Genomic DNA, 24,813 nt, shown 5'->3' with positions numbered 1-24,813 from the left:
GCTACGAAGAGCGCGTCGATAACGGACCGCCGACACACCGTCTCGAAACGGCGTACGGCCTCCCTCGCCGAGCAACTGCAGCAGTCTACTCGGACAGGGAGGCCGCACCCAAAACGATCACAGAGGGAGCTGTGCAGAACCCTTACTGCTCGTCGAACAGGCTCGTCACCGAACCGTCCTCGAACACCTCACGCACCGCCGACGCGATCGTCGGAGCGATCGACAGCACCGTGATCTTGTCCAGCTCACGGTTCAGCTCACCCGGCGTCGGCAGCGTGTTCGTGAACACGAACTCACTCACCCGCGAGTTCTTCAGACGATCCGCCGCCGGACCCGACAGCACACCGTGCGTCGCCGTCACGATGACGTCCTCCGCACCGTGCGCGAACAGCGCGTCCGCCGCCGCACAGATCGTGCCACCCGTGTCGATCATGTCGTCGACCAGCACACAGACGCGGCCCTTGACCTCACCCACGACCTCGTGGACCGTCACCTGGTTCGCCACGTCCTTGTCACGCCGCTTGTGCACGATCGCCAGCGGCGCACCCAGACGGTCGCACCAACGGTCCGCCACCCGCACCCGGCCCGCGTCCGGAGACACCACCGTCAGCTTCTCCCGGTCCACCTTGCGCCCCACGTAGTCCGCCAGCAGCGGCAGCGCGAACAGGTGGTCCACCGGACCGTCGAAGAAGCCCTGGATCTGGTCCGTGTGCAGATCGACGGTCAGGATCCGGTCCGCACCGGCCGTCTTCATCAGATCCGCGATCAGACGCGCCGAGATCGGCTCACGCCCACGGTGCTTCTTGTCCTGGCGCGCGTAACCGTAGAACGGCACGATCACCGTGATCGAACGAGCCGACGCACGCTTCAGCGCGTCGATCATGATCAGCTGCTCCATGATCCACTTGTTGATCGGAGCCGTGTGGCTCTGGATCAGGAAGCAGTCGGCCCCACGCGCCGACTCCTGGTAACGGACGTAGATCTCCCCGTTGGCGAAGTCGAAGGCCTTCGTCGGGACGACCCCGACACCCAGCTGTTGGGCGACCTCCTCGGCAAGCTCGGGGTGGGCGCGGCCGGAGAAGAACATCATCTTCTTCTCGCCGGTCGTCTTGATCCCGGTCACAGCACTGTCTCCTCAGAGGTGTCGTGTCGCAGCTGGGTGTCGAGCAGACCTCGCCACGGACGGAGAGGCCATCTCAGCTGGTGGGGGTGCGGGTGTGCACTTATCACGGTACGCCGTCTTTGACGCACCCGTTTCCGGTCAGCCCTCGCCGCCCGCCTCGCGGGACGCCGCCTCGGCCGCCTTCGCGGCCGCACTGCCCGGACGCTTACGAGCCACCCAACCCTCGATATTCCGCTGCTGACCACGGGCCACAGCGAGCGAGCCGGGCGGCACATCCTTGGTGATCACGGAGCCGGCAGCCGTATAGGCACCGTCCCCGACAGTGACAGGAGCCACAAACATGTTGTCCGAACCCGTCTTGCAGTGCGACCCGACCACGGTGTGATGCTTCTGCTCACCGTCGTAGTTCACGAACACGCTCGCCGCGCCGATGTTCGTGTACTCACCGATGGTCGCGTCCCCCACGTACGACAGATGCGGCACCTTCGTGCCCTCACCGATCTGCGCGTTCTTGGTCTCGACGTACGTACCGATCTTCGACTTCAGACCCAGCCGCGTCCCCGGCCGCAGATACGCGTACGGCCCCACCGTCGCCTCCGGACCCACCTCGGCCCCGTCCGACACCGTGTTGTCCACGCGCGCCCCGGCGCCGACCTTCGTGTCCTTCAGCCGGCTGTTCGGCCCGACCTCCGCGCCCTCCGCGAGATGCGTCGACCCGAGCAGCTGCGTCCCCGGATGCACGACCACGTCCTGCTCGAACGTCACCGTCACATCGACCCACGTCGTCGCCGGGTCCACCACGGTCACACCGGACAGCATCGCGGCCGTCAGCAACCGGTCGTTGAGGATCCGGCGGGCCTCCGCGAGCTGCACCCGGTTGTTGATCCCGGCGATCTCCCGGTGATCGGCCGCCACGGACGCCCCGACCCGGTGACCCGCCTCGCGCAGGATCCCCAGCACATCGGTGAGGTACTCCTCACCCTGGCTGTTGTCCGTCCGCACCTTCTTCAGCGCGTCCGCCAGCAGCTGCCCGTCGAACGCGAACACCCCCGAGTTGATCTCCCGGATCCCCCGCTGGGCCTCGGTCGCGTCCTTGTGCTCCACGATCGCCGTCACGGCACCGCTCGCGTCCCGCACGATCCGGCCGTACCCGGTCGCGTCCGGCACCTCGGCGGTCAGCACGGTCACGGCGTTGCCGTCGGCGCTGTGCGTCGCCGAGAGCTGCTTCAGGGTCTCGCCGCTGAGCAGCGGGGTGTCCCCGCACACGACGACCACGGTCCCGTCGACGCCACCGCCCAGCTCCTCCAGCGCCATGCGGACGGCGTGCCCGGTGCCGTTCTGCTCCGCCTGCACGGCGGTACGGACGCCGGGAGCGGCCTCGGCGAGGTGCGCGGTGACCTTCTCCCGCGCGTGCCCGACCACGACGACCAGGTTCTCGGGGTCCAACTCACGGGCGGCGGCCAGCACATGCCCCACGAGGCTGCGACCGCAGATCTCGTGCAGGACCTTGGGTGTGGCCGACTTCATACGGGTGCCCTCACCCGCTGCGAGTACGACGACGGCTGCCGGGCGGATGACGCTCACGGGGGTGCCCTTCGGCTGGTGGTGGGGAGGGGGTGGACATCCGCAGGATACCGGGGCGTTTCCGGGGGGACATGAGAGCGGGCCCTGACAGTGCTGTCACCAGTCAGGACCCGAACCGAGCATCTTGCTCCCGGGAGAGGATTCGAACCCCTATAAGCGGTACCAAAAACCGCCGTCTTGCCCTTAGACGACCCGGGATTGCCCTTATGTCCGATTTCCTAGATCGCGCTCGGACACCGCCTCTACTATGCCGTACCAGGCGCCTTCCATGCGACGGTACAGATCTGCGCTCTGCCGGACATAGATGGCAAGGCACCCGCGATAGGAGTCGCCGGTGTTCTTCCGGACGGTCCGGGGGTTGTGCCGTTTGAGCGTGGCCTTGCTGAACGACGACACGTCGATGCCGGTCACCTCGGCCCAGAACTTCTCGGCGCTCGCCACGTCGGCCGTCTCGTGAATGCTTACGCGGACCGTCAGGCGGTCGCGGGTGACGCCCAGCAGGTCGAGCCAGCTCAGGAAGAGCCTGATCACGTTGGGGTCGCTGTTGATGAAGTTCAGTACCTCGGTGCGGCGGTACGGCTTGTCCTTGGCGCCTTCCGCCCAGTAGAGCGCGACGCCGACGATGAACAGTTCGCGAGCGGAGAGTTCGCCGATGGCTGCAGCTGCTGCTTTCTTGAGTGCCTCCCGCTCGCGGTCCTGCGAGGAGCGCAGTCGCGCTAGGCCCGCGTTCATGCGCGCCCGGCGCTCCTCAGGGGTGCACTTGGGCTCGGGGTGCGGCAGATCTCGAACCCACAGCGACACTGAACTCTTCGAGCAGCCCAGCTCTGCCTGGATCTGGTTGTAAGTCCACCCCTGCTGTCGCAGCTCCCTCGCCCTGGCCCTCAGGTCGTCCTTTGCGTTCGGGCGCTTCGTCCACTCCGGGGGCGGCTCGCCCTGGAGGAGGCGGTTGAGGATGTCGTTGTTGTCGATGTGCAGTCGGTCGCGGATCTGGCGTCGGCTGAGGCCCGCCCGGCGCAGGGCCACCGCCTGTTCCCGTAGGGCCTCGAAGTCCGCGTACTTGCTTGTGGAATGTGCCATGGGCATACCGTCCGGGCGGAATGTTGGGTTCCGGGTTCGAACGGGGGCTGGTTCGGCAGTTCGAGGGATACCGGGGGGTTTCGCTGTTATTCGATTACGCGCTGTGGTCCGGGGTGGTAGCGGAAACTCGCCGGAAAAGCCAGGGGTGGCGCCCGTAGGCTGGAGGCATGACCACGACGGGGGAAGATCGCGCGGCGGCCAGGAACGGGCCGTGGTGGTGGACGCGGTGGCGCAGTGCCGTGCTCGACGGCGGGCTGGCGCTGGTGTCGGCGGTGGAGTGTGCCCTGGAGGGGATCCCGTTCGCGCGGGACGCGGGGATTCCGGTGGCGGCGGGGGTCGTCTTCGGGCTGTTGGCCGGGGCCGTGCTGGTGGTGCGGCGGCGGTGGCCGATCGCGGTGGTGCTGGTGTCCATCGCCATCACCCCTGCCCAGATGGGGTTCCTGATAGGCGTCGTGGGTCTGTACACGCTCGCCGCGTCCGAGCTGCCGCGGCGGATCATCGCGGCGTTGGCCGGGATGTCCCTGGTGGGGATGCTGATCGTGACGCTGGTGCGGGTGCGGCAGGACATGGCGCACGGCGATGTGACGGTGGGTGACTGGTTCCTGCCGTTCGCGTCGATCACGATGGCGCTGGGGATGACGGCGCCGCCGGTGCTGCTGGGGCTGTATGTGGGGGCACGGCGGCGGCTGATGGAGTCGTTGCGGGAGCGTGCGGACAGTCTGGAGCGGGAGCTCCATCTGCTGGCGGAGCGTGCGGAGGAGCGGGCCGAGTGGGCGCGCGGTGAGGAGCGGACGCGGATCGCCCGGGAGATGCATGACGTCGTCGCGCATCGGGTGAGTCTGATGGTGGTGCATGCGGCCGCGTTGCAGGCGGTGGCGCGGAAGGATCCGGAGAAGGCCGTCAGGAATGCCGCGCTGGTGGGGGACATGGGGCGGCAGGCGTTGACGGAGTTGCGGGAGATGCTCGGGGTGCTGCGCAGCGCTGACGGGGCGGCGGGGCGCCGGCGGGTGGAGGTGCCGGTGTCGTTGGTCGCGGTGGGGGAGGCCGCGGCGGAGGCGGCGTCTCGGGTGGCGGAGGCGTCGGCGGAGGGGCCGGACGGGCCGTGTCTGGCGGAGCTGGAGGAGTTGGTCGGGCAGTCGGCGGCGGCGGGGATGGTCGTGGATCTGTCGGTGGAGGGGGAGGTGCGGTCGTATGCGCCGGAGGTTGAGGCGACGGCGTACCGGGTGGTGCAGGAGGCGTTGACGAACGTCCACAAGCATGCGGCGGGTGCGAAGACGTATGTGCGTCTGGCGCACCGGGTGTCGGAGATCGCGATGCAGGTGGAGAACGAGCCGCCGCCGGAGGTGGGGTCGGCGTCGTCGGCGCGGTTGCCGTCGGGGGGCAATGGTCTGGTGGGGATGAAGGAGCGGGTGGCCGCGCTGGGCGGGGTGTTCGTGTCGGGGCCGACGGATGCGGGGGGTTTCCGGGTGTCGGCGGTGATTCCGGCGTCGTAGCGGGAGGGCTGGTCAGCAGGCTTCGTAGTCGGCGGCGGCTGGTCAGCCGGCGGTGAGGCGTACCGGTTCGAGGCCGGAGACCAGTGTGGCGAGGGCGTGGTCGATGTCGGGGCCGAGGTACCAGTCGCCGGTGTGGTCGAGGGCGTAGACGCGGCCCTCGGTGTCGATGGCGAGGAGTGCTTCGGTGTCGGTCTCGGTGCCGAGGGGGCTGACCTCGGTGTCGAGGGCGCGGCCGAGGTCGCCGAGGGTGCGGGCCAGGTGGAGGCCGTGCAGGGGGTCCAGGTGGAGGGCGGCGGGGGCGATCTGGCGTCCGGGGCCGGTGGGGGTGATGTGCAGTCCGCCGAATTCGGCCCAGGCTTCGACGGCGGCGGGGAAGACGGCGTGGCGGTGGCCGGCGGGTGAGGTGTGGTCGCGCAGGGTGTCGGCCCAGATCTCGGCCTGTTTGATGTCCCAGCGTCCGGGTTGCCAGCCGGCGGCGCGCAGGGCGGCGTCGACGGGGACGGAGAAGCGGGTGGTGGAGGTGCGGTCGGTGTGCATCTGCCCTTGCTCGTCGGGTCGGTGCGGTGCGGTGTGGTGCGGGTGGCGGCTGTGGGGGCAGTCGTCGAGGTCTGTCGTCGAGGTCGGTCGTCGGGGTCAGTCGTCGGTGGCGGTGGGGTCGACGATGCGGACGCCGAAGTGGGCGCTGAGGGCGGTGCAGGCGCGGCAGGGGTGGGCGAAGGCGCCGTGGAGGGGATCGCCGTCCTCGCGGATGCGGCGGGTGGTGAGTTTGGCGTGCTTGAGGGCTTTGCGGGCTTCGCCGTTGGTCATGGGTTTGCGGGCGGCGCGTTTGCTGCGGGTGGCGTCGGCGGCGGTGAGGTGCCGGGAGATGAGGATGGTCTCGGCGCAGCGGCCGGTGAAGCGGTCGCGCTGGCCGCTGGTGAGGGTGTCCAGGAAGTCCTGGACGAGGGGGTGCAGGGCGGGGGGTGTCTCGCCGCGGGCGGCGGTGGCGGTGAGGGTGGCGCCGCGGACGGAGAGGGCGGCGGCGACGGTGGGGAGGATGCCGTCGCGGCGGTGGCGGAGCGTGGGGGCGTGGGGGGTGTCGGTGGTGCTCCAGCCGACGCGGGGGTCGCCGGTGCGCGGGCCGGCGGGGGCGGGTACGGCGGCGACGGGGCCGCCCGCGGTGGTGCCGGGGCGGGGGGTGGCGGTGCGGGGGTCGCCGGAGGTGGCGCTGTGCGGCGCCTCGCGCGGTCCTGTTTGTGTGGCGTTCATGATCGTCATCCCCTCCCGAGCATCCCCCCGGCGGACCCAGAGTGCCAAATGGCGTGGTCCGTGCGGAAGCTGGGGCGGCGCGACACGCCAGGGGCCGGGCGGGCTGTCACGGGTGTGTGACCGGGGGTCACGGAAGCGGAGGCCCGGTGACCGGTGTCGGCGTACCGCATAGGCTGTCGGCACCGCGATGGGCGCGGTCAACGCGTTGGAGACCGTTGGAGACAGTCAGATACGGGGCGTAGCGGGCGAAGGTGTTGCTACGGCTCGTACAGAGTGCCGCAGGGGGCAACCGCCATGACGACAGGTCGGCTCGGGCAGCAAGCCGCGCCGCCGAACGCGGCCTACGCCGGGCAGGTCGTGCACTTCCCGGATCCGGTCCGGGCGGCCCGTCACCCGAGAGGGGTACGGGTGGACGAGCGCGGGTATCCCGACTTCTCGCCCTACGCGCGGGCGGCGGTGGAGATCGCGGAGCCGCCGGAGGGTTTCGGTGTCGACGAGTTGCGGCTGACGGACTACGTGTCGGCGAACGCGGCGCAGGCGTCGGCGGGGCACGCGCTGTGGGACACGGTGCCGGATGTGGCGACGCCGCACGGCTGGACGTGGCATCACGTGGCGGGCTCGCGGCGGCTGGAGTTGGTCCCGGTCGAGGTGAAGGCGCTGCTGCGGCACCACGGCGGGATCGCGACGACGGCGGTGGACCAGAACAAGCGGGGGACGCGGCCGTTGCAGGAGACGCGTCCGGCACATTTCGGGCTGCCGAAGTCGGGTGTGGCGGTGACGGAGCAGCAGGTGCTGGGCGTCGAGGAGGACCTGGGCTACCGGCTGCCGGGCGCGTACCGCTCGTTCCTGAAGGCGGCGGGCGGTTGCGCGCCGGTCGGCGCGGCGCTGGACGCGGAGTTGGGGCTGCTGGTCGACCAGCCGTTCTTCACGGTGCGGGACGAGGCCGCGGTCAACGACCTGGTGTACGTCAACAAGTGTCTGCGTGACCATCTGACCAAGGACTATCTGGGCGTCGGGTTCGTGCAGGGCGGTCTGCTGGCCGTGAAGGTGAAGGGCGAGCGGGTCGGTTCGGTGTGGTTCTGCGCGTACGACGACGCGCGGGACGTGGACCCGTCGTGGACGCCGGCGGAGCGCGTGGAGCGGCTGCTGCTGCCGTGCGGGGACGACTTCGACGTCTTTCTGTCCCGGCTGGCCGGTAATCCGCCGGAGTTGGAGACGGTGGCGAATCTGATGGTGGACGGCGGCTTCGCGCGTCCGGTGCCCGTCGCCCCCGCGGGGTCTCCCGCGGGTTCGGCCGCGGGCGGGGAGTGATGGTTGCGATGGTGACGTTCGCACAGGCGCAGGAGCGCGCGGAAGAGTGGATCAACGGGGACGTGCCCGCGTACCAGCATCGTGAGGTGCGGGTGCGGGAGTTCGAGCTCGGGTTCGTGGTGTGGGCGGAGGACCGCGCCGACGGGCCGCGTTCGGACGGGGGCGCGCAGCGCCTGGTGATCGCCCGGGACAGCGGGGAGGCCACGCTGTGGCCGGCGCTGCCGGTGGGCGAGGTGATCCGCCGGTACGAGGAGGAGTACGGCCGTGCCGACGAGCCGCAGGACGCGGTGCCGGCGCCGGCCGCGCGGGTCGATCTGAACCAGACGTCGTTCCTGTTGACGCCGCCGGAGTGGTTGCAGGAGGCGGCGGACAAGCTGGGGATCCCGGACCGGCGCGGTGACGCCGCGGCCGCGGTGGCCTCGGCGGAGAGCGGTTCGCCGGAGGGCCGTGGCGCCGGGCTCGCGGAGACGCAGGCCGGGCCGGGGGGCGCCGGTGTGCCCGCTCCGGCGCCCGTGCCCGAGGGGGCGACGCCGTGGACGGGGACGGACACCAACGCCGATCCGGGTGACGACCGTTCCGTTCCGCTGCCGGCGACGGTGTTCGCGCCGCCGCTGGTCGGGGAGGAGGGCGAGGACACGCCGCCGGTGGCTCCGCCGGAGGCGAAGACGGCGCTGATGTCGGGCGGCAGCCAGCTTCCGCGGACGGCGGTGGCACCGGCGCTGGACGAGTCGGGTGTGCCGGGGATGCCGGGGATGCCGGGCGGTGCGCCGGAGGCGCAGGCCGGGGTCGCGCAGGCGGGTCCGGGCGCGGGGGCGCCCGCGCCGGCTGCCGCTGCGGGGGCTGCTCCGGCTCCCGCTCCGGCGCCTGCGCCCGCGCCGGGGAGCACGCCGCCTCCGCCGCAGGGCGCGCCGGGCAGCACGCCTCCGCCTCCGCCGGGTGCGCCGTCGTACGGCTATCCGCAGGCGCCCGCCGGGCCGGGTACGCCGGGTATGCCGCCTCCGGGGGCTCCGGGTGCGCAGCCTTACGGTCAGCAGCAACCGCAGCCGCCCGCCGCGTCCGCGCCGGGTGCGCCGCAGCCGCCGGCCGGTCCGGGCGCGCCGTCGCGTCCGCTGCCGCCGAACGCCGGTGACATCGCCGACGCCGCCACCAGCAAGGCGGCACCGCCTCCGCGCCGGGGCCGGGGTGCCACGCCTCCGCCTCCGCCGGGTGCCCCGGGGGTGCCGGGCTCGGGGGCCGTACCCCCGCCGCCGGGCGCGCCGGGTACGCCGGGTACGCCTGGTCCTGCCGGCGCGTCGGGTGCTGCGGCCGGCGGTTACGTGCCGACGCAGATGGTGTCGGCGCTGGGCCCGGAGGGGCCGGAGGGTGCTCCTGGCACGCCGGGCGCGCAGGGCGCGCCTAGCGCTCCTGCTGCCCCGGGCGCTCCCGGTGCTCCGGGTGGTACGCCTCCCGGCGGGGTGCACCACGCCGCCACGATGCTCGCCGACCCCAGCCAGCTCGGCCCGGGCGGCCCCGGCGGACGCGGGGGCGCGCCGCAGCCTCCGCAGCCCCCGGGCGTTCCGGGCGCCCCTGGTGCCCCGGGCAGGCCGGGCGCACCGCAGCCCCCGGGCATGCCGGGTGCCCCCGGCGCCCCGCAGCCCCCCGGCCCTACCGGTGCCCCCGGTGCGCCGGGCGCCCCGCAACCTCCTGGCCCTCCCGGTGCTCCGGGTACGCCGGGCGCACCGCAGCCCCCCGGTCCTCCGGGTGCTCTGGGCACCCCACACCCCCCGGCTCCGCCGTCCGCCCCCGGTGCCCCCGGTGCCGTCCATCACGCCGAGACCATGCTGGCCGCGCCCCCGGCGGGTGGCCCAGGTGTGCCTCCGCCGCCGCCCGGGCTCGGCGCGCCCGGTGTTCCGGGTGCCCCGCAGCCGATGCCGCCGGGTGCGATGCCCCCGCCGGGTCAGCCCATGCCCGGACAGCCGATGCCCGGACAGCCGGTGCCGGGGCAGCCGCCCGCGTACGGCTATCCGCAGCAGCCGCCCGGTCAGCCGACCGTCGGCCCCGGCTACCAGGCCGTGCTGCGCTACCGCGCGCAGGACGGGTCCGAGCAGCAGCTGATCCGGCGTTCCGCGCCGGGCACGCCGCACCCGGAGTGGCAGATCTTCCACGAGCTGCGCGCCATGAACGTGCCGCCGGACCAGGTGCTGGAGCTGCACACCGAGCTGGAGTCGTGCGAGCTGCCGGGCGCGTACTGCGCGCGGATGATCCGGGAGCAGTGGCCGCAGGCGCGGATCACGTCCATCGCGCCGTACGGCACGGACCACGCGAGCCGGCAGCAGGGCATGCAGCAGTTGCTGGCGCACCAGGGCGAGCTGCACCAGGTGGCGGACGGTCCGGCGCGCCCCGCGCCGGTGCGCGCGCCGCTGCCGCCGGTGCAGCCGGTCCCGCCGGTGCCGCCGGAGGCGATCGCGCAGGAGCTGGGCGCGGCGTTCGGGCCGGGGGTATTCCGGTTCGAGCAGGCGGCGGTGTCCCGGCAGGGTGTGCCGCCGATCGTGGCGCACTCGCTGGTGGTGGCCGGTCTGCCGGCGGACCTGGGTCCGTTCTTCTGGGCGCAGGCCCAGCCGGGCCGGCCGGTGCCGACGCTGGCGGAGCTGGCGGCCGAGCGGGGTGTGCAGGCGGCCTCGGACGCGGGGTCGTACCTGGTGATGGGCAGTGACTTCGGCAAGGCGCTGTGCGTGCAGTACGGGACGGCGCACATCGTGGCAGTGCCGGTGGAGGCGGGGCCGGGCGGTGCTCCGGTGCCGCCGCAGTTCGTGAACACCGGTCTGCCGGAGTTCCAGCGGTGCCTGGCACTGCTGGGCCGGATGTGGCGGCTGCGGTTCGGTCTCAACCAGGAGCAGGCCGGTCGCTGGACGGTCGACTTCCAGGCCCAGTTGGCGGCGCTCGATCCGGCGGCGCTCGGTTCGCCGGAGAGCTGGTGGTCGGTCCTCCTTGAGCAGATGTGGGACGGGCTGCTGTGAGGTGAACGCCGCGCTCGCGGCGGTGCGTTGAGGGGCTGTCCCGGTCGTCGGACCGGGGCGGCCCCTTTTCCGTGCGGACATTGACCGGGGCGGTGTGCGGGGTGTGCCGTGACCTGTGCGCGGAGTGTCGCGTTATGAACACTTATGCCCGATCCATCAAGATGTGCGCGAAATCATCATTTCGCTCCGGTTGGGTGGAGAGGGGTACCAGGATGACCAGCACACCGGTCTCACCCCACGGCTTCGTGGCCGTACGGGGACGCGGCTACCGGCCGGGACAGGTCGACGCCTACACCGACGCCCTCTGCCGGGACCGCGACGCCGCCTGGGAACGGGCGGCGCGTCTCACCGTGCTCGCCCGGGACATGGAGGAGGAGGCGGAGCGGTTGCGCGAGACGGTCGCACGGCTCGCGCCGCAGACGTACGAGGCGCTCGGGGAGCGCGCACGGCGCGTACTGCAGCTCGCGGAGGAAGAGGCGGCGGCCGTACGGGAAAACGCCCGGAGCGCGGCGCAGGAAGAGGTGGGGCAGGCGGAGGCGCACGCCCTCCGCGTACGCCAGGAGGCGCAGACGTACGCCGACGCGCTCCGCGAGGAGGCCGAGGAGCGCGCCCGCCAGCGCCTCCTCGCGGCGCGCGCCGAGGCCGACGACATCCGGGTCACCGCCCGCCGCGAGGTGAAGGCCGGCCGCGGCGAGGCCCTGGCCGCGCTGCGCGAGGTGCGGCAGCGCACCACCGGCATGCTCGCCGAGCAGGACAGGGAGCACGCCGAGCGGTGGGCCGCGCTGGAGCGGCGGGCGGCCGAGCGGGCGGCGGAGCTGGACGCGCACCACGCGCGGCTGGTGGCCCGCGCCGAGGCGGCGCTGTCGCAGGCCAAGCAGGCGTTCGCCGACGCGGAGGAGTCCGCGCGCCGCTGCCAGGAGGAGGCGCGGGCGCGCGCGGCGGAGCTGCTCGCCGAGGCCCGTCGGCGCGAGGAGCAGATCGCCCGGGAGACCGAGCGGGTGCTGCGCGAACACGGGGAGCGCTGGGACGACGTGACCGCCCATATGGACCGGATGCGCGACAGCCTGAGCACCCTGACCGGCCGGGCCGCCGACTAGGGGGTGTTGCGGAAGTCCCGTCGTCCGCCCGAAGAGCAGGCGGGACTTCCGCAACAGGCCCTGAGCCCGCCGGGGCCCGTCAGCTCTCCCTGCGTGCCGCCCCCGCCAGGATCCACGCCTCCACGGCCTCGTAGTCGCTGCGCTGTTCCTCCGCCTTGCGGCGGCCGGACAGGACCGTGCCGGCCCAGCCGAAGGCGAAGCCCAGGGGCACCGACACCAGGCCGGTCGTGGTGAACGGGAACCAGTTGAAGTCGGCCTCGGGGAAGGCCGCGACGGGCGAGCCGGAGACCAGGCTGGTGCCCGGCATCAGCACCAGCACCGCGAGCGTGCCGCCGATCAGGGTGCACAGCAGGCCGGTGCGGGTGTACCGGCGCCAGAACAGGCTGAAGACCAGCGCTGGGGCGATGGCCGAGGCGCCGATGCAGAAGGCCAGCGTCACCAGTGGCTGCAGGCTGCGGTGCTGGACCTGGGTGGCCAGCAGGATCGTCGGGATGCCGACGGCCAGCGCGGACAGGCGGGCCAGCAGCATCTCGCGCCGCGGGGACATCTCCTGCACGCGCGTGGCGAACACGTCGTGGGCGAGGGAGTTGGCGCAGGCGAGGATCATCCCGGCGACCGAGGCGAGCACGGTCAGGAAGATCGCCGTGGTGACGGTGGTGAACAGCAGGGTCTCCGCGCCGGAGACCTCCGCGCCGAACACGGCCCGCGAGCCCAGCAGATAGGCGGTGTTGCCCTGCGGGTCGGCCTGCGCGATCGCCACGCGGCCGATCAGCGCGGTGGCGCCGAACCCGACGATGATCATGATCAGCACGAACAGGGCCACGCAGGACACCGCCCAGGACATCGACCGGCGCACCTGGCGGGCGCTGGAGGCGGTGTACATGCGCATCGTGATGTGCGGCAGGCAGCCGCCGCCCAGGACCACCGTCAGCTGCGTGGTGATCATGTCCAGGCGGGGGCTGGGACCGTGCGCGAACTCCAGGCCCGAGTGCAGGAAGGCGGAGCCGACACCGCTCTTGTCGGCGGCCGCGGCGAACAGGGCGCTCGGGTCCCAGTCGAAGCGGTTGAGGACGAGCAGGGCGATGACGGTGCCGGAGCCCAGCAGCGTCACGATCTTCATGATCTGGATGAGGGCGGTGCCCTTCATGCCGCCGATCGCCGCGTAGCTGATCATCAGCGCGCCCAGGCCGATGATGCAGCCCGTCTGCAGCGAGTCGCCGGAGAAGCCCAGGATGAACGCGAGGAGTTGTCCGGTGCCCGCGAGCTGCACCAGCATCAGCGGCAGCAGCGCGGCGAGCGTCACCGCGCACGCGGCGATCCGCACGCCGCGGCCCGGCATCCGGCGGGCGAGCGCGTCGCCCATGGTGAACCGGCCCGCGTTGCGCAGCGGTTCGGCCAGCAGGAACATCAGCAGCATCAGCGACAGCGCCGTGCTGAGGGCGAGGACGACACCGTCGTACCCGCACAGCGCGATGACGCCTCCGGTGCCGAGGACGGAGGCGGCCGAGATGTAGTCGCCGGCGATGGCGAGGCCGTTGCGCAGGGGGGACAGGGAGCCGTAGCCGGTGTAGAACTCGTCGAGGTCGTCCCGGTCGGGGCCGGTCATCACGCACAGCAGGAGCGTGACGGTGGCGACGGCCGTGAAGGCCATCAGGGACAGGGTCTGCCCGCTGCCGTCGAAGTCGGTCACCGTGCCGCCTCCCGCTTGACGTCCAGTTCCGCCTGCTTGCGGATGCGGTCCGCGATCGGGTCGACGGAGCGGCGGGCCGTGTGCTCGTACAGGGCGACCGCCAGGCAGGTGACGGGCAGCTGGACCAGGGCGAGCAGCAGGCCGGCGGGCAGGCCGGGGGTGATGTCGCTGGTCATGAACGACGGCGCGTACGCCGACAGGACGAGGAACAGCGTGAAGTAGCCGAGCGCCGTGAGGGTGGCCACGCGTCGCTGCCAGCGGTAGGCGCCGCGCAGGATCCGCAGGTCGCTGTGGTGGCCGAGCGCTTCGCGGCGCGGCAGCCGCAGCGCGGCGGTCTGGGGTTCCTGGTACTGCCAGGGCTGGGCGGGGTCGTAGGGGTACTGCTGTGCGGGCGGGCGCGGGTACGACGGGGACGTGTCGTAGGACATCCCGGTGCTCCTTGCATGGCTCGGGTCCGTTGGCGGCGGACCGCAGGGAGTGGGGGGTGAGCGGAGCCCCGCACGCTACTCGCAGGTACCGGCCGTGGGGAGCTTTTCGCCAAACTGAGCGGTCGGTATGCGCGTACCGTTGCCGAGGCGTGCCTGACCCGTGTTGTTACCCGCGTTAACTCAGACTTTTGACGGCCGGATTCGAGCCACCGACGCTCAGTCGCCGAGCCACCACTCAGTCGCGGAGCACCGCTCAGTCGCCGAGCACTGGGAAGCGGCGCGGTGCCACGCACAGCAGCACCAGGAAGGCGAGCGCCGCCGCGCACGCCGCGCCGAGGTACACCGCGTGCACCGCGTCGGCGATCGCGCGGCGCGCCGCCTCGGGGGCCGTACCGGCGTCCCACGCGCGCGTGACGGAGTCCAGGTCACCGGCGCCGCCCAGACGCGCGGCGAGCACCCCGTTGGCGACGGCGCCGAACACCGAGGCGCCGACCGTCTGCCCGGTCTGCCGGCAGAACAGCACCGACGCGGTCGTCGTGCCGCGCTCCGCCCAGCCGACCGTCGACTGCACGCCGACGATCAGCGGCAGCTGGAACAGGCCCAGGGCCGCGCCGAGCAGCAGCATCAGCAGGGCCGGCTGCCACGCCTCGCCCGGGTACGGCAGGAAGGGGAACGCGAACAGGATCAGCGCGGCCGTGCCGATGCCGAGCAGGGCGGTGTCGCGGAAGCCGATCCTTCTGTACACGTGCTGGCTGAACGCCGCCGACACCGGCCAGCTCAGCGTCCACACCGACAGCACGAACCCGGCGGCGACCGGCGCCAGGCCCAGCACCGACTGCGCGTAGGTCGGCAGGAACACGGTCGGCGCGACCATCAGCAGTCCGAGCGCGCCCAGCGCCAGATTGACCGCGGCGATCGTACGGCGCCGCCACACCCACCCCGGGATGATGGGCTCCGCGGCCCGCCGCTCGACGACGACCACGACCGCCACCAGCGCCAGTCCCGTGCCGAACAGGGCCAGCGAGGGCGCCGACAGCCACGGCCAGGCCACCCCGCCCTGCACCAGCGCGGTCAGCAGCACACCCCCGCACGCGAACACCGCCAGCGCGCCCGCCCAGTCCACGCGCGCGCGTACCGTGGGCGCCGCACCCGCCGCGCGGTCCGACTCCCTCTGTGGCTCGCGCAGATGACGCACGATCAGCCACAACGCCACGGCGCCGATCGGCAGGTTGACCAGGAAGATCCAGCGCCAGTCCGCGTACGCCGCGAGGACACCGCCGAGCCCCGGCCCGGCGACCGCCGACACCGCCCACACGGTGGACAGCTTCGACTGGATCCGCGGCCGGTCCTTCAGCGGGTACAGGTCGGCGGCGAGCGTCTGCACGGTGCCCTGCAGGGCCCCGCCGCCCAGCCCCTGCACGATCCGGAAGGCGATCAGCGCCGCCATGTTCCACGCCACCGCGCACAGCAGCGAGCCCAGCAGGAACACCGCGGCGCCCACCACCAGGACCGGCTTGCGGCCGAAGGTGTCGGACAGCTTGCCGTAGACGGGCAGCGTGACGGTCACGGCGAGCAGATAGCCGGAGAACAGCCAGGAGAAGACGGAGAAACCGCCGAGGTCGCCCACGATCTGCGGGACGGCCGTGGAGACGATCGTCGAGTCCAGCGCCGCCAGCGCCATCGCCAGCATCAGCGCGGCGACCACCGCCCCGCGGTGCCGGGTCCCGGCCCGCTGTGCGGCCTCGTCGCGTGTCGCGGGTGTCGTACCGCCCACCGGATTCCCCTCCGTCGGTGCCTGATCCCGTGCCCCTTGCAGCTATCTGCCGCCGGACAGCTTCCCATCCCCGCGCGGGCCAGGGGAGGGTGGAGGCCGACCCCGGGTGCGTCTCCACCCGTCGGTGGACTGCCCCTAGGGGTATCTCCGTACTACGGGTCGGGGAGGGTTCGTCCCGACGGAGGACGAAAGGCAGTGGGGCCCGTCCTTAACCTGGCTTTACGCCGCTGGGGGGCGGTTCACCGGACCGGCGGGGTGGGGTTATCCCCCCGGGCAAGACGGGGCCGGGCACCAGCGCGCGGAACCGGGTTCCGACGCGAGACTCATCACCGTAACCACCGCAGTACACCGGCCCACCGGCCACCTACGGACTTCGTCCGCACCACCTGCTGACCGACATAGGAGACTTACCGTGACATCGGCTGTGACCATTCCCAGGCACGGGGGCACTGGAGGGCGTACGGCCGTTGCCGCGCGGGCGCGGCAGGTCGTGAAGGCGTACGGGGCCGGGGAGACCCGCGTCGTCGCCCTCGACCACGTCGACGTGGACATCGCCCGCGGCCAGTTCACCGCGATCATGGGCCCCTCGGGGTCCGGCAAGTCCACGCTCATGCACTGCCTCGCCGGACTCGACACCGTGACGTCCGGTCAGATCTACCTCGACGAGACCGAGATCACCGGCCTGAAGGACAAGAAGCTCACACGGCTTCGCCGGGACCGGATCGGCTTCATCTTCCAGGCGTTCAACCTGCTGCCGACGCTGAACGCGCTGGAGAACATCACGCTGCCGATGGACATCGCGGGCCGCAAGCCCGACCGCGCGTGGCTGGACCGCGTGGTCGACACCGTCGGCCTCGCCGGACGCCTCAAGCACCGGCCCACCCAGCTGTCCGGCGGCCAGCAGCAGCGCGTCGCCGTCGCCCGGGCGCTCGCCGCCCGCCCGGAGATCATCTTCGGGGACGAGCCGACCGGAAACCTGGACTCCCGCGCCGGCGCCGAGGTGCTGGGCTTCCTGCGCCGCTCGGTGGACGAGCTGGGCCAGACCATCGTGATGGTCACCCACGACCCGGTGGCCGCCTCCTACGCGGACCGTGTGCTGTACCTCGCCGACGGCCGGATCGTCGACGAGATGCACCAGCCCACCGCCGAGCAGGTCCTGGACCGCATGAAGGACTTCGACGCCCGGGGGCGCACGTCATGACCGTCCTGAAGACCTCGATGCGCAACTTCTTCGCGCACAAGGGACGCATGGCCCTGTCGGCCGTCGCGGTCCTGCTGTCGGTGGCCTTCGTGTGCGGCACACTCGTGTTCACCGACACCATGAACACCACCTTCGACAAGCTCTTCGCCGCCACGTCCCCGGACGTGACCGTGAGCCCCAAGGGCGCCTCGGACACCGGCGAGACCACCGCCGACAACGGCAAGCCTCCGGTCATGCCGGCCTCCGTGCTCGGTGAGGTCCGCAAGGCCCGGGGCGTGCAGGCGGCCGAGGGCACCGTCTTCTCCACCTCGGTGACGGTCGTCGACGCCGACAAGGACAGCCTCTCGCCGTCCTCCGGCGCCCCGACCATCGTCGGCAGCTGGAGCCGCAACGACGCCCGCACCATGAAGGTCACCAAGGGCACGGCCCCCAAGGGACCGGACCAGATCATGGTGGACGAGGACACCGCCGACAAACACCACCTGAAGCTCGGTGACGAGATCGGCGTGATCACCGCCGTCGGCACGCACACCGCGAAGGTCTCCGGCATCGCCGCCTTCCAGGTCACCAACCCCGGCGCGGCGATCTTCTACCTGGACCTGCCGACCGCCCAGCGCACCCTCGTCGGGCAGACCGGCGTCTACACCGACATCAACGTCACCGCCGCGCCCGGCGTCACCGACGACCAGCTGAAGCAGAACGTCACCGCCGAGCTGGGCGGCGCGTACAAGGCGCTCACGGCCAAGGAGACCGCCGACGCCAACCAGAAGGACGTCGAGGGCTTCATGAACGTCATGAAGTACGCGATGCTCGGCTTCGCCGGGATCGCCTTCCTCGTCGGCATCTTCCTGATCATCAACACCTTCTCGATGCTGGTCGCCCAGCGCACCCGTGAGATCGGGCTGATGCGGGCCATCGGCTCCTCCCGCAAGCAGGTCAACCGGTCGGTGCTGGCCGAGGCGCTGCTGCTGGGCGTCGTCGGCTCCGTCCTCGGCGTCGGCGCGGGCGTGGGACTCGCCATCGGCCTGATGAAGCTCATGGGCCAGATGGGCATGCACCTGTCCACCGACGACCTGACGGTGGCGTGGACCACCCCCACCGTCGGCCTCCTCCTGGGCGTCGTCGTCACCGTCCTCGCCGCCTACCTGCCCGCCCGCCGCGCCGGCAAGGTCTCCCCGATGGCCGCGCTGCGCGACTCCGGCGCCCCCACCGACGCCCGTGCCGGCCGGATCCGCGCCCTGCTCGGTCTGGTCCTCACCGGCGCCGGCGGCTACGGCCTGTACCTCGCGGCCTCCGCCGACAAGGCCAAGGACGGCTCCCTGTGGCTCGGCCTCGGCGTGGTGCTCACCCTGATCGGGTTCGTCGTCATCGGCCCGCTGCTCGCCGGCGGCGTGGTCCGCGTCCTCGGCGCCGTCCTGCTGCGCGTCTTCGGACCCGTGGGCCGGATGGCCGAGCGCAACGCCCTGCGCAACCCGCGCCGCACCGGCGCCACCGGCGCCGCCCTGATGATCGGTCTCGCGCTGGTCGCCTGCCTGTCGGTGGTCGGCTCCTCCATGGTCGCCTCCGCCACCGACCAGCTCGACAAGACCGTCGGCACCGACTTCATCGTGCAGAGCGACAGCGGCCAGCTGATCACCCCGCAGGCGGTCAAGGCCATGAAGCAGACGCCCGGCCTGGAGCGGGTCACCGAGTACAAGTGGCTGAAGGCCGACTTCACCACGCCCGACGGCAAGACCCTGAAGGACACCGCGATCACCGCGGCCGACCCGTCCTACGCCACCGACCTGCACACCGAGACCGTCGCCGGCAACCTCGCCGACGCCTACCGGCCGGACTCGATGTCCGTCCACCAGAAGTTCGCCGACGACCACGGCATCCGCCTCGGCTCCACCGTCTCGGTGGCCTTCGAGAACGGCTCCACCGCCAAGCTGACCGTCCGCGCCATCACCAGCAGCGACGTCGTCATCGACCAGGGCGCCATGTACACCGCGATCACCACGCTCGCCAAGTACATGCCGGCCGACAAGATGCCGCTCGACCAGATGGTCTTCGCCACCGCCAAGGACGGGCAGCAGGACGCCGCGTACAAGGCGCTGAAGTCCTCGCTGCACGACTACCCGCAGTACACCGTGCGCGACCAGACCGACTACAAGCAGGCACTGAAGGACCAGATCGGCCAGCTGCTGAACATGATCTACGGCCTGCTGGCGCTGGCGATCATCGTCGCGATCCTCGGTGTGGTGAACACCCTCGCCCTGTCGGTGGTCGAGCGCACCCGGGAGATCGGCCTGATGCGGGCCATCGGCCTCTCGCGCCGCCAGCTGCGCCGCATGATCCGCCTGGAGTCGGTCGTCATCGCCCTCTTCGGCGCGCTGCTCGGACTGGGCCTGGGCATGGGCTGGGGCGCGACGGCACAGAAGCTGCTCGCCCTGGAGGGCCTGGAGGTCCTGGACATCCCGTGGCCGACGATCACGGCGGTCTTCATCGGCTCGGCGTTCGTGGGCCTGTTCGCCGCACTGATCCCGGCGTTCCGGGCGGGACGGATGAACGTCCTGAACGCGATCGCGACGGAGTAGCCGCGCAGGCTGGACCCACAGAGCCACCGCATACGGGGGTTGCGGGGGCACATCCGGCGCCGGAGGCCTTGGGGGGCTTCCGGCGCCGGTGTGTGTGGGAAACGGGGGTCGGGGGCGCAGCCCCCTGGTACGGCAAGGGCACCGCCGGCCACGCACACCACCGGCGTTGTCCACAGCCCCGGGCAAGCGGCGCAGCCAAGTCGTACTCTGGACACCCCGGCCCGTCCCACGAGTCGGGCCCTTCGTGTTGCCGACCCCCTGGACGGAAAGCCCCCTCCATGAGCCTGCACGGTCTGCTCGACGCCGTAGTCAAGGACCCCGCCCTCGCGGAAGCGATCACGGCGGCCGCGGACGGCAACCGCATGCACGTCGACCTGGTCGGCCCACCCGCCGCCCGCGCCTTCGGCATCGCCGCTCTGGCAGCGCGCAGCGGCCGCCCCGTGCTCGCGGTCACCGCCACCGGCCGCGAGGCCGAGGACCTCGCCGCGGCCCTGCGCTCCCTGCTGCCCTCCGAGGGCGTCGTGGAGTACCCCTCCTGGGAGACCCTCCCGCACGAGCGCCTCAGCCCCCGCAGCGACACCGTCGGCCGCCGCCTCGCCGTCCTGCGCCGCCTGGCCCACCCCCGCCCCGACGACCCCGAGACCGGCCCGGTCTCCGTCGTCGTCGCCCCCGTCCGCTCGGTGCTCCAGCCGCAGGTCAAGGGTCTGGGCGACCTGGAGCCGGTGTCCCTGCGCACCGGCCAGAGCGCCGACCTGAACACCGTCGTCGAGGCCCTCGCCGCGGCGGCGTACGCGCGCGTGGAGCTGGTGGAGAAGCGCGGCGAGTTCGCCGTACGCGGCGGCATCCTCGATGTGTTCCCGCCCACCGAGGAACACCCCCTGCGCATCGAGTTCTGGGGCGACGACGTCGAGGAGATCCGCTACTTCAAGGTCGCCGACCAGCGCTCCCTGGAGATCGCCGAGCACGGCCTGTGGGCGCCGCCCTGCCGCGAGCTGCTGCTCACCGACGACGTCCGCGCCCGCGCGCGTGCCCTCGCCGAGGACCACCCCGAGCTGGGCGAACTGCTCGGCAAGATCGCCGAGGGCATCGCCGTGGAGGGCATGGAGTCCCTCGCCCCGGTCCTCGTCGACGACATGGAGCTGCTGCTCGACGTCCTGCCCAAGGGCGCCATGGCCGTCGTGTGCGACCCGGAGCGGGTCCGCACGCGCGCGTCCGACCTCGTCGCGACCAGCCAGGAGTTCCTCCAGGCCTCCTGGGCGGCCACCGCCGGTGGCGGCGAGGCCCCGATCGACGTCGGCGCCGCCTCCCTGTGGTCCATCGCCGACGTCCGCGACCGGGCGCGCGAGCTGGGCATGATGTGGTGGTCGGTGTCGCCGTTCGCGGCCGACGCGCTGGAGGAGGCCGACACCCTCAAGCTCGGCATGCACGCCCCGGAGACCTACCGCGGCGACACCGCCCGCGCGCTCGCCGACACCAAGGGCTGGCTCGCCGACGGCTGGCGCACGGTGTACGTCACGGAGGGCCACGGCCCGGCCGCCCGCACCGTGGAGGTCCTCGGCGGGGAGGGCATCGCGGCCCGCCTCGACGCCGACCTCGGTGAGATCAGCCCGTCCGTGGTGCACGTCGCCTGCGGCTCCATCGAGCACGGCTTCGTCGACCCGGCGCTCAAGATCGCCGTCCTCACCGAGACCGACCTGTCGGGACAGCGGGCCGCCGGCCGCGACGGCGCGCGCATGCCCGCCCGCCGCCGCAAGACGATCGACCCGCTCACCCTGGAGGCCGGCGACTACATCGTCCACGAGCAGCACGGCGTCGGCCGCTACATCGAGATGGTGCAGCGCACCGTGCAGGGCGCCACCCGCGAGTACCTGGTCGTGGAGTACGCGCCCGCCAAGCGCGGCCAGCCCGGCGACCGCCTGTACATCCCCACCGACCAGCTTGAGCAGATCACCAAGTACGTCGGCGGCGAGGCGCCCACGCTGCACCGGCTCGGCGGCGCGGACTGGACGAAGACCAAGGCGCGCGCGAAGAAGGCCGTCAAGGAGATCGCCGCCGACCTGATCAAGCTGTACAGCGCGCGCATGGCCGCACCCGGCCACGCCTTCGCCCCGGACACGCCCTGGCAGCGCGAGCTGGAGGACGCCTTCCCGTACGCGGAGACCCCCGACCAGCTCACCACCATCGCCGAGGTCAAGGAGGACATGGAGAAGACGGTCCCCATGGACCGCCTGATCTGCGGCGACGTCGGGTACGGCAAGACGGAGATCGCGGTGCGGGCCGCGTTCAAGGCCGTCCAGGACGGCAAGCAGGTCGCCGTGCTCGTCCCGACGACGCTGCTGGTGCAGCAGCACTTCGGCACGTTCAGCGAGCGGTACGCGCAGTTCCCGGTCACCGTGAAGGCGCTCTCCCGCTTCCAGACCGACACCGAGGCCAAGGCGGTCCTGGAGGGCCTGCGCGAGGGCACGGTGGACGTGGTCATCGGCACCCACCGCCTGTTCTCCTCGGAGACCAAGTTCAAGGACCTGGGCCTGGTCATCGTCGACGAGGAGCAGCGCTTCGGCGTCGAGCACAAGGAGCAGCTGAAGAAGCTGCGCGCCAACGTGGACGTGCTCACCATGTCCGCCACGCCCATCCCGCGCACCCTGGAGATGGCGGTCACCGGCATCCGCGAGATGTCGACGATCACCACGCCGCCGGAGGAACGGCACCCGGTGCTGACCTTCGTCGGGCCGTACGAGGAGCGGCAGATCGGCGCCGCCATCCGCCGCGAGCTGCTGCGCGAGGGCCAGGTCTTCTACATCCACAACCGGGTGGAGTCCATCGACCGGGCCGCTGCCCGGCTGCGCGAGATCGTCCCCGAGGCGCGCATCGCCACCGCCCACGGCCAGATGTCGGAGGCGGCGCTGGAGCAGGTCGTCGTCGACTTCTGGGAGAAGAAGTTCGACGTGCTGGTCTCGACGACGATCGTCGAGTCCGGCATCGACATCTCCAACGCCAACACCCTGATCGTGGAGCGCGGCGACACCTTCGGCCTGTCCCAGCTGCACCAGCTGCGCGGCCGTGTCGGCCGGGGCCGCGAGCGCGGGTACGCGTACTTCCTGTACCCGCCGGAGAAGCCCCTGACGGAGACCGCGCACGAGCGCCTGGCGACGATCGCTCAGCACACCGAGATGGGCGCGGGCATGTACGTCGCGATGAAGGACCTGGAGATCCGCGGCGCGGGCAACCTCCTCGGCGGCGAGCAGTCCGGTCACATCGCGGGCGTCGGCTTCGACCTGTACGTCCGTATGGTCGGCGAGGCGGTGGCGGACTACCGCCGCCAGCTGGAGACGGGCGAGATCGAGGAGGAGGCGCCGCTGGAGGTCAAGATCGAGCTGCCGGTCGACGCGCACGTCCCGCACGACTACGCGCCCGGCGAGCGTCTGCGCCTGCAGGCGTACCGCGCGATCGCCTCCGCCAACAGCGAGGAGGACATCAAGGCCGTCCGCGAGGAACTCACCGACCGCTACGGCAAGCTGCCCGAGCCGGTGGAGAACCTGCTGCTGGTGGCGGGCCTGCGCATGCTCGCGCGGGCGTGCGGCGTCGGCGAGATCGTCCTGCAGGGCACCAACATCCGCTTCGCGCCGGTGGAGCTGCGCGAGTCGCAGGAGCTCCGGCTCAAGCGCCTCTACCCGGGCAGCGTCATCAAGCCGGCCACCCACCAGGTCCTGGTGCCCCGCCCGAAGACGGCCAAGGTCGGCGGCAAGCCGCTGGTCGGCCGGGAACTGCTGGGCTGGGTGGGCGAGTTCCTGGCGTCGGTGCTGGGCTCGTAGCCGCGACGGGGCCAGACCCCTGGCGGGCCACCGGACCTGTCCGCCAGGCGCCGGTCAGGCCACCGGACGTGTCCGCCAGGCGCCGGTCAGGCCACCGGATATGTCGCCAGGCGCCGGTCTCAGGCCACCGGCCGGACGCGTTCGCCGGTGGCCTCGTCCAGGGCGGCCGCGAGCCGGTCGCGGACGGCGACCTGTGCCGCGATCCGCTCGTCCAGCACCCGCAGCCGCCGCAGGGCAACCTCCAGCGTCCGTCCGGCCGGCGGGGACGCGGTCACGTCCCCGTCCAGGCACGGCAGGAACACGCGTACGTCGTCCAGGGTGAGCCCGGCGGCCACCAGATGCCGGATGTTGCGGACCCGGACCACGGTCCGCGCGTCGTAGAGCCGGTAGCCGTTCGCCGCGCGCTCGGAGGCGATCAGGCCCGCCTGCTCGTAGTGGCGCAGGGCTCGCGGCGAGGCGCCGGTGGCCTCGGCCAGCTCACCGATGCGCAGACGGGGTCGCACCCGGGGTCCTTCCATGCGCGCCAGTCTCATGCGACGACCGCGCCGCCGTCCACCGCCAGGACCACGCCGGTGACGAACGAGGCGTGCGGCGAGGCCAGTTGGGCGATCGCCCAGGCCACCTCCTCGGGCCGGCCCACGCGGCCGAGCGGGGTGTGCTCCAGCTGCCAGGCACGGATCGCGGCGCGCTGCTCGGGCGTGAAGCCGGCGTGGTCGCCGATCGGGGTGTCGATCGCACCGGGGGCGACGGCGGCGACCCGGACGCCGAGCGGCGCCAGCTCCACCGCCCAGCCGCGCGTCAGGGTCTCCAGGGCGGACTTCCCGGCGGCGTACAGCGAGTTGCCGGGCCAGCCGCGCTGCCCCACGGACGTCGACACGTTCACGATCACGCCCCGGCTGTCCGTCAGCGCGTCGAGCGCGGCCTGGGTGAGCAGCACGGGCGCGAGGAGGTTCGTCGCGAGGAGGGACTCCATGGCCGGGCGGGTGTAGGTGCGCAGGGAGCCGGTGCCGACGACGGCGGCGTTGTTGACGAGGACGTCGAGCCGGCCGTACCGCTCCAGCACCGCCCGCACGATACGGCGCGGGGCGTCCTCCGCGGTGACGTCGGCGGTGAGCGGGGTGATGCGGTCCTCGGCGTACGCGGCGGTCTCCGCGAGGGGCGCGGCGCGCCGTCCCACGGCGACGACGTGGGCGCCCTGGTCGGCGAACGCGTGGGCGGTCGCGCGGCCGATGCCGGTCCCGGCACCGGTGACGAGGACGGTGCGGGCAGAGGTGCCGCGGGCGTGGATGTCGAGGGTGTCGGTCATGCCGGGATCCTCGGACCCTGACGCCGGTGTCAAAGTCAAGCGGGCCGGTTGCGGGGCGCGTTGTCAGTGGGGCATGGCATGGTGGTGACTGTCGGGG

At 72.3% G+C, this 24,813-nt stretch carries 17 protein-coding genes and 1 tRNA gene; 7 read left to right on the top strand and 11 right to left on the bottom strand.

The genetic code is table 11. The features are described 5' to 3' along the window. Positions 1-142 precede the first annotated feature (142 nt). From IE308_RS27265 to IE308_RS27250, 4 genes are all read right to left on the bottom strand, one after another. Positions 143-1,123 (bottom strand): ribose-phosphate diphosphokinase, encoded by a 981-nt coding sequence (locus tag IE308_RS27265; protein ID WP_110628665.1) that lies wholly within the window; start codon positions 1,121-1,123, stop codon positions 143-145. Between the two features lie 138 nt (positions 1,124-1,261). After that, complete coding sequence (gene glmU / locus IE308_RS27260) at positions 1,262-2,707, bottom strand: bifunctional UDP-N-acetylglucosamine diphosphorylase/glucosamine-1-phosphate N-acetyltransferase GlmU (protein ID WP_190219959.1); 1,446 nt, start codon at positions 2,705-2,707, stop codon at positions 1,262-1,264. 127 nt (positions 2,708-2,834) lie between these two features. Continuing rightward, positions 2,835-2,905 (bottom strand) — tRNA-Gln (locus tag IE308_RS27255). 6 nt (positions 2,906-2,911) lie between these two features. After that, positions 2,912-3,784 (bottom strand): helix-turn-helix domain-containing protein, encoded by an 873-nt coding sequence (locus IE308_RS27250; RefSeq protein ID WP_190219958.1) that lies wholly within the window; start codon positions 3,782-3,784, stop codon positions 2,912-2,914. Positions 3,785-3,951: 167 nt separating this feature from the next. Between IE308_RS27250 and IE308_RS27245 the strand changes: the two genes are divergently transcribed. Then, positions 3,952-5,277 carry a sensor histidine kinase gene (locus IE308_RS27245; RefSeq protein ID WP_190219957.1) on the top strand — a complete coding sequence of 442 codons (1,326 nt, stop codon included), beginning with the start codon at positions 3,952-3,954 and terminating at the stop codon, positions 5,275-5,277. A 42-nt stretch (positions 5,278-5,319) separates the two neighbouring features. Here IE308_RS27245 and IE308_RS27240 read toward each other — a convergent pair whose 3' ends face one another. Both IE308_RS27240 and IE308_RS27235 read right to left on the bottom strand, forming a co-directional pair. Further along, positions 5,320-5,814, bottom strand: a complete 495-nt coding sequence (locus IE308_RS27240) for an SUKH-3 domain-containing protein (RefSeq protein ID WP_110628662.1) — start codon at positions 5,812-5,814, stop codon at positions 5,320-5,322. A 96-nt stretch (positions 5,815-5,910) separates the two neighbouring features. Next, positions 5,911-6,525 (bottom strand): YwqJ-related putative deaminase, encoded by a 615-nt coding sequence (locus IE308_RS27235; RefSeq protein WP_110636597.1) that lies wholly within the window; start codon positions 6,523-6,525, stop codon positions 5,911-5,913. A 294-nt stretch (positions 6,526-6,819) separates the two neighbouring features. Between IE308_RS27235 and IE308_RS27230 the strand changes: the two genes are divergently transcribed. The 3 genes from IE308_RS27230 to IE308_RS27220 all read left to right on the top strand — a co-directional run bounded on the left by IE308_RS27230 (position 6,820) and on the right by IE308_RS27220 (position 11,929). After that, positions 6,820-7,836 (top strand): SMI1/KNR4 family protein, encoded by a 1,017-nt coding sequence (locus IE308_RS27230; RefSeq protein ID WP_190219956.1) that lies wholly within the window; start codon positions 6,820-6,822, stop codon positions 7,834-7,836. 8 nt (positions 7,837-7,844) lie between these two features. Then, positions 7,845-10,832 carry an SUKH-4 family immunity protein gene (locus tag IE308_RS27225; protein ID WP_190219955.1) on the top strand — a complete coding sequence of 996 codons (2,988 nt, stop codon included), beginning with the start codon at positions 7,845-7,847 and terminating at the stop codon, positions 10,830-10,832. A gap of 212 nt (positions 10,833-11,044) precedes the next feature. After that, complete coding sequence (locus tag IE308_RS27220; protein ID WP_190219954.1) at positions 11,045-11,929, top strand: cellulose-binding protein; 885 nt, start codon at positions 11,045-11,047, stop codon at positions 11,927-11,929. A 79-nt stretch (positions 11,930-12,008) separates the two neighbouring features. On the opposite strand, the gene IE308_RS27215 is transcribed toward IE308_RS27220, so the two are convergent. The 3 genes from IE308_RS27215 to IE308_RS27205 all read right to left on the bottom strand — a co-directional run bounded on the left by IE308_RS27215 (position 12,009) and on the right by IE308_RS27205 (position 15,821). After that, entirely contained in the window at positions 12,009-13,580 is a 1,572-nt protein-coding gene (locus IE308_RS27215) for a sodium/solute symporter (RefSeq protein ID WP_190220201.1), read from the bottom strand. A gap of 35 nt (positions 13,581-13,615) precedes the next feature. Beyond that, positions 13,616-14,047 (bottom strand): DUF485 domain-containing protein, encoded by a 432-nt coding sequence (locus tag IE308_RS27210; RefSeq protein ID WP_110628658.1) that lies wholly within the window; start codon positions 14,045-14,047, stop codon positions 13,616-13,618. Between the two features lie 253 nt (positions 14,048-14,300). Next, a complete protein-coding gene (locus IE308_RS27205) occupies positions 14,301-15,821 on the bottom strand; it encodes an MFS transporter (protein ID WP_190219953.1) in 1,521 nt (506 codons plus the stop codon). A 412-nt stretch (positions 15,822-16,233) separates the two neighbouring features. Here IE308_RS27205 and IE308_RS27200 point away from each other — a divergent pair, with 412 nt between their 5' ends. The 3 genes from IE308_RS27200 to mfd all read left to right on the top strand — a co-directional run bounded on the left by IE308_RS27200 (position 16,234) and on the right by mfd (position 23,410). Next, positions 16,234-17,022 (top strand): ABC transporter ATP-binding protein, encoded by a 789-nt coding sequence (locus tag IE308_RS27200; protein ID WP_110628656.1) that lies wholly within the window; start codon positions 16,234-16,236, stop codon positions 17,020-17,022. Next, positions 17,019-19,598: an ABC transporter permease gene (locus IE308_RS27195; RefSeq protein WP_190219952.1), complete on the top strand. Its 2,580-nt coding sequence runs from the start codon at positions 17,019-17,021 to the stop codon at positions 19,596-19,598. The genes IE308_RS27200 and IE308_RS27195 overlap by 4 nt, the downstream gene beginning before the upstream one ends. Before the next feature lie 278 nt (positions 19,599-19,876). Beyond that, positions 19,877-23,410 carry a transcription-repair coupling factor gene (gene mfd, locus IE308_RS27190; RefSeq protein ID WP_190219951.1) on the top strand — a complete coding sequence of 1,178 codons (3,534 nt, stop codon included), beginning with the start codon at positions 19,877-19,879 and terminating at the stop codon, positions 23,408-23,410. Positions 23,411-23,529: 119 nt separating this feature from the next. Here mfd and IE308_RS27185 read toward each other — a convergent pair whose 3' ends face one another. Both IE308_RS27185 and IE308_RS27180 read right to left on the bottom strand, forming a co-directional pair. Next, positions 23,530-23,901 (bottom strand): MerR family transcriptional regulator, encoded by a 372-nt coding sequence (locus IE308_RS27185; protein ID WP_190220200.1) that lies wholly within the window; start codon positions 23,899-23,901, stop codon positions 23,530-23,532. A gap of 38 nt (positions 23,902-23,939) precedes the next feature. After that, positions 23,940-24,716, bottom strand: a complete 777-nt coding sequence (locus tag IE308_RS27180) for an SDR family NAD(P)-dependent oxidoreductase (RefSeq protein ID WP_190219950.1) — start codon at positions 24,714-24,716, stop codon at positions 23,940-23,942. Positions 24,717-24,813: the final 97 nt, after the last annotated feature.

Source organism: Streptomyces griseosporeus (genome assembly GCF_014656055.1).
In the GTDB taxonomy this organism is placed as follows: Bacteria; Actinomycetota; Actinomycetes; order Streptomycetales; family Streptomycetaceae; genus Streptomyces; species Streptomyces griseosporeus.
Note: the sequence above shows the minus strand (reverse complement) of the source record. Positions and strands in the feature narration are given on the sequence as shown.

Excerpts from the sequence above, each read along its gene's own strand:
- IE308_RS27250 (WP_190219958.1), bottom strand. The coding sequence starts at position 3,784 with ATGGCACATTCCACAAGCAAGTACGCGGACTTCGAGGCCCTACGGGAA.
- IE308_RS27245 (WP_190219957.1), top strand. The coding sequence starts at position 3,952 with ATGACCACGACGGGGGAAGATCGCGCGGCGGCCAGGAACGGGCCGTGG.
- IE308_RS27240 (WP_110628662.1), bottom strand. The coding sequence starts at position 5,814 with ATGCACACCGACCGCACCTCCACCACCCGCTTCTCCGTCCCCGTCGAC.
- IE308_RS27235 (WP_110636597.1), bottom strand. The coding sequence starts at position 6,525 with ATGAACGCCACACAAACAGGACCGCGCGAGGCGCCGCACAGCGCCACC.
- IE308_RS27230 (WP_190219956.1), top strand. The coding sequence starts at position 6,820 with ATGACGACAGGTCGGCTCGGGCAGCAAGCCGCGCCGCCGAACGCGGCC.
- IE308_RS27225 (WP_190219955.1), top strand. The coding sequence starts at position 7,845 with ATGGTGACGTTCGCACAGGCGCAGGAGCGCGCGGAAGAGTGGATCAAC.
- IE308_RS27220 (WP_190219954.1), top strand. The coding sequence starts at position 11,045 with ATGACCAGCACACCGGTCTCACCCCACGGCTTCGTGGCCGTACGGGGA.
- IE308_RS27215 (WP_190220201.1), bottom strand. The coding sequence starts at position 13,580 with ATGGCCTTCACGGCCGTCGCCACCGTCACGCTCCTGCTGTGCGTGATG.
- IE308_RS27210 (WP_110628658.1), bottom strand. The coding sequence starts at position 14,047 with ATGTCCTACGACACGTCCCCGTCGTACCCGCGCCCGCCCGCACAGCAG.
- IE308_RS27195 (WP_190219952.1), top strand. The coding sequence starts at position 17,019 with ATGACCGTCCTGAAGACCTCGATGCGCAACTTCTTCGCGCACAAGGGA.
- mfd (WP_190219951.1), top strand. The coding sequence starts at position 19,877 with ATGAGCCTGCACGGTCTGCTCGACGCCGTAGTCAAGGACCCCGCCCTC.
- IE308_RS27180 (WP_190219950.1), bottom strand. The coding sequence starts at position 24,716 with ATGACCGACACCCTCGACATCCACGCCCGCGGCACCTCTGCCCGCACC.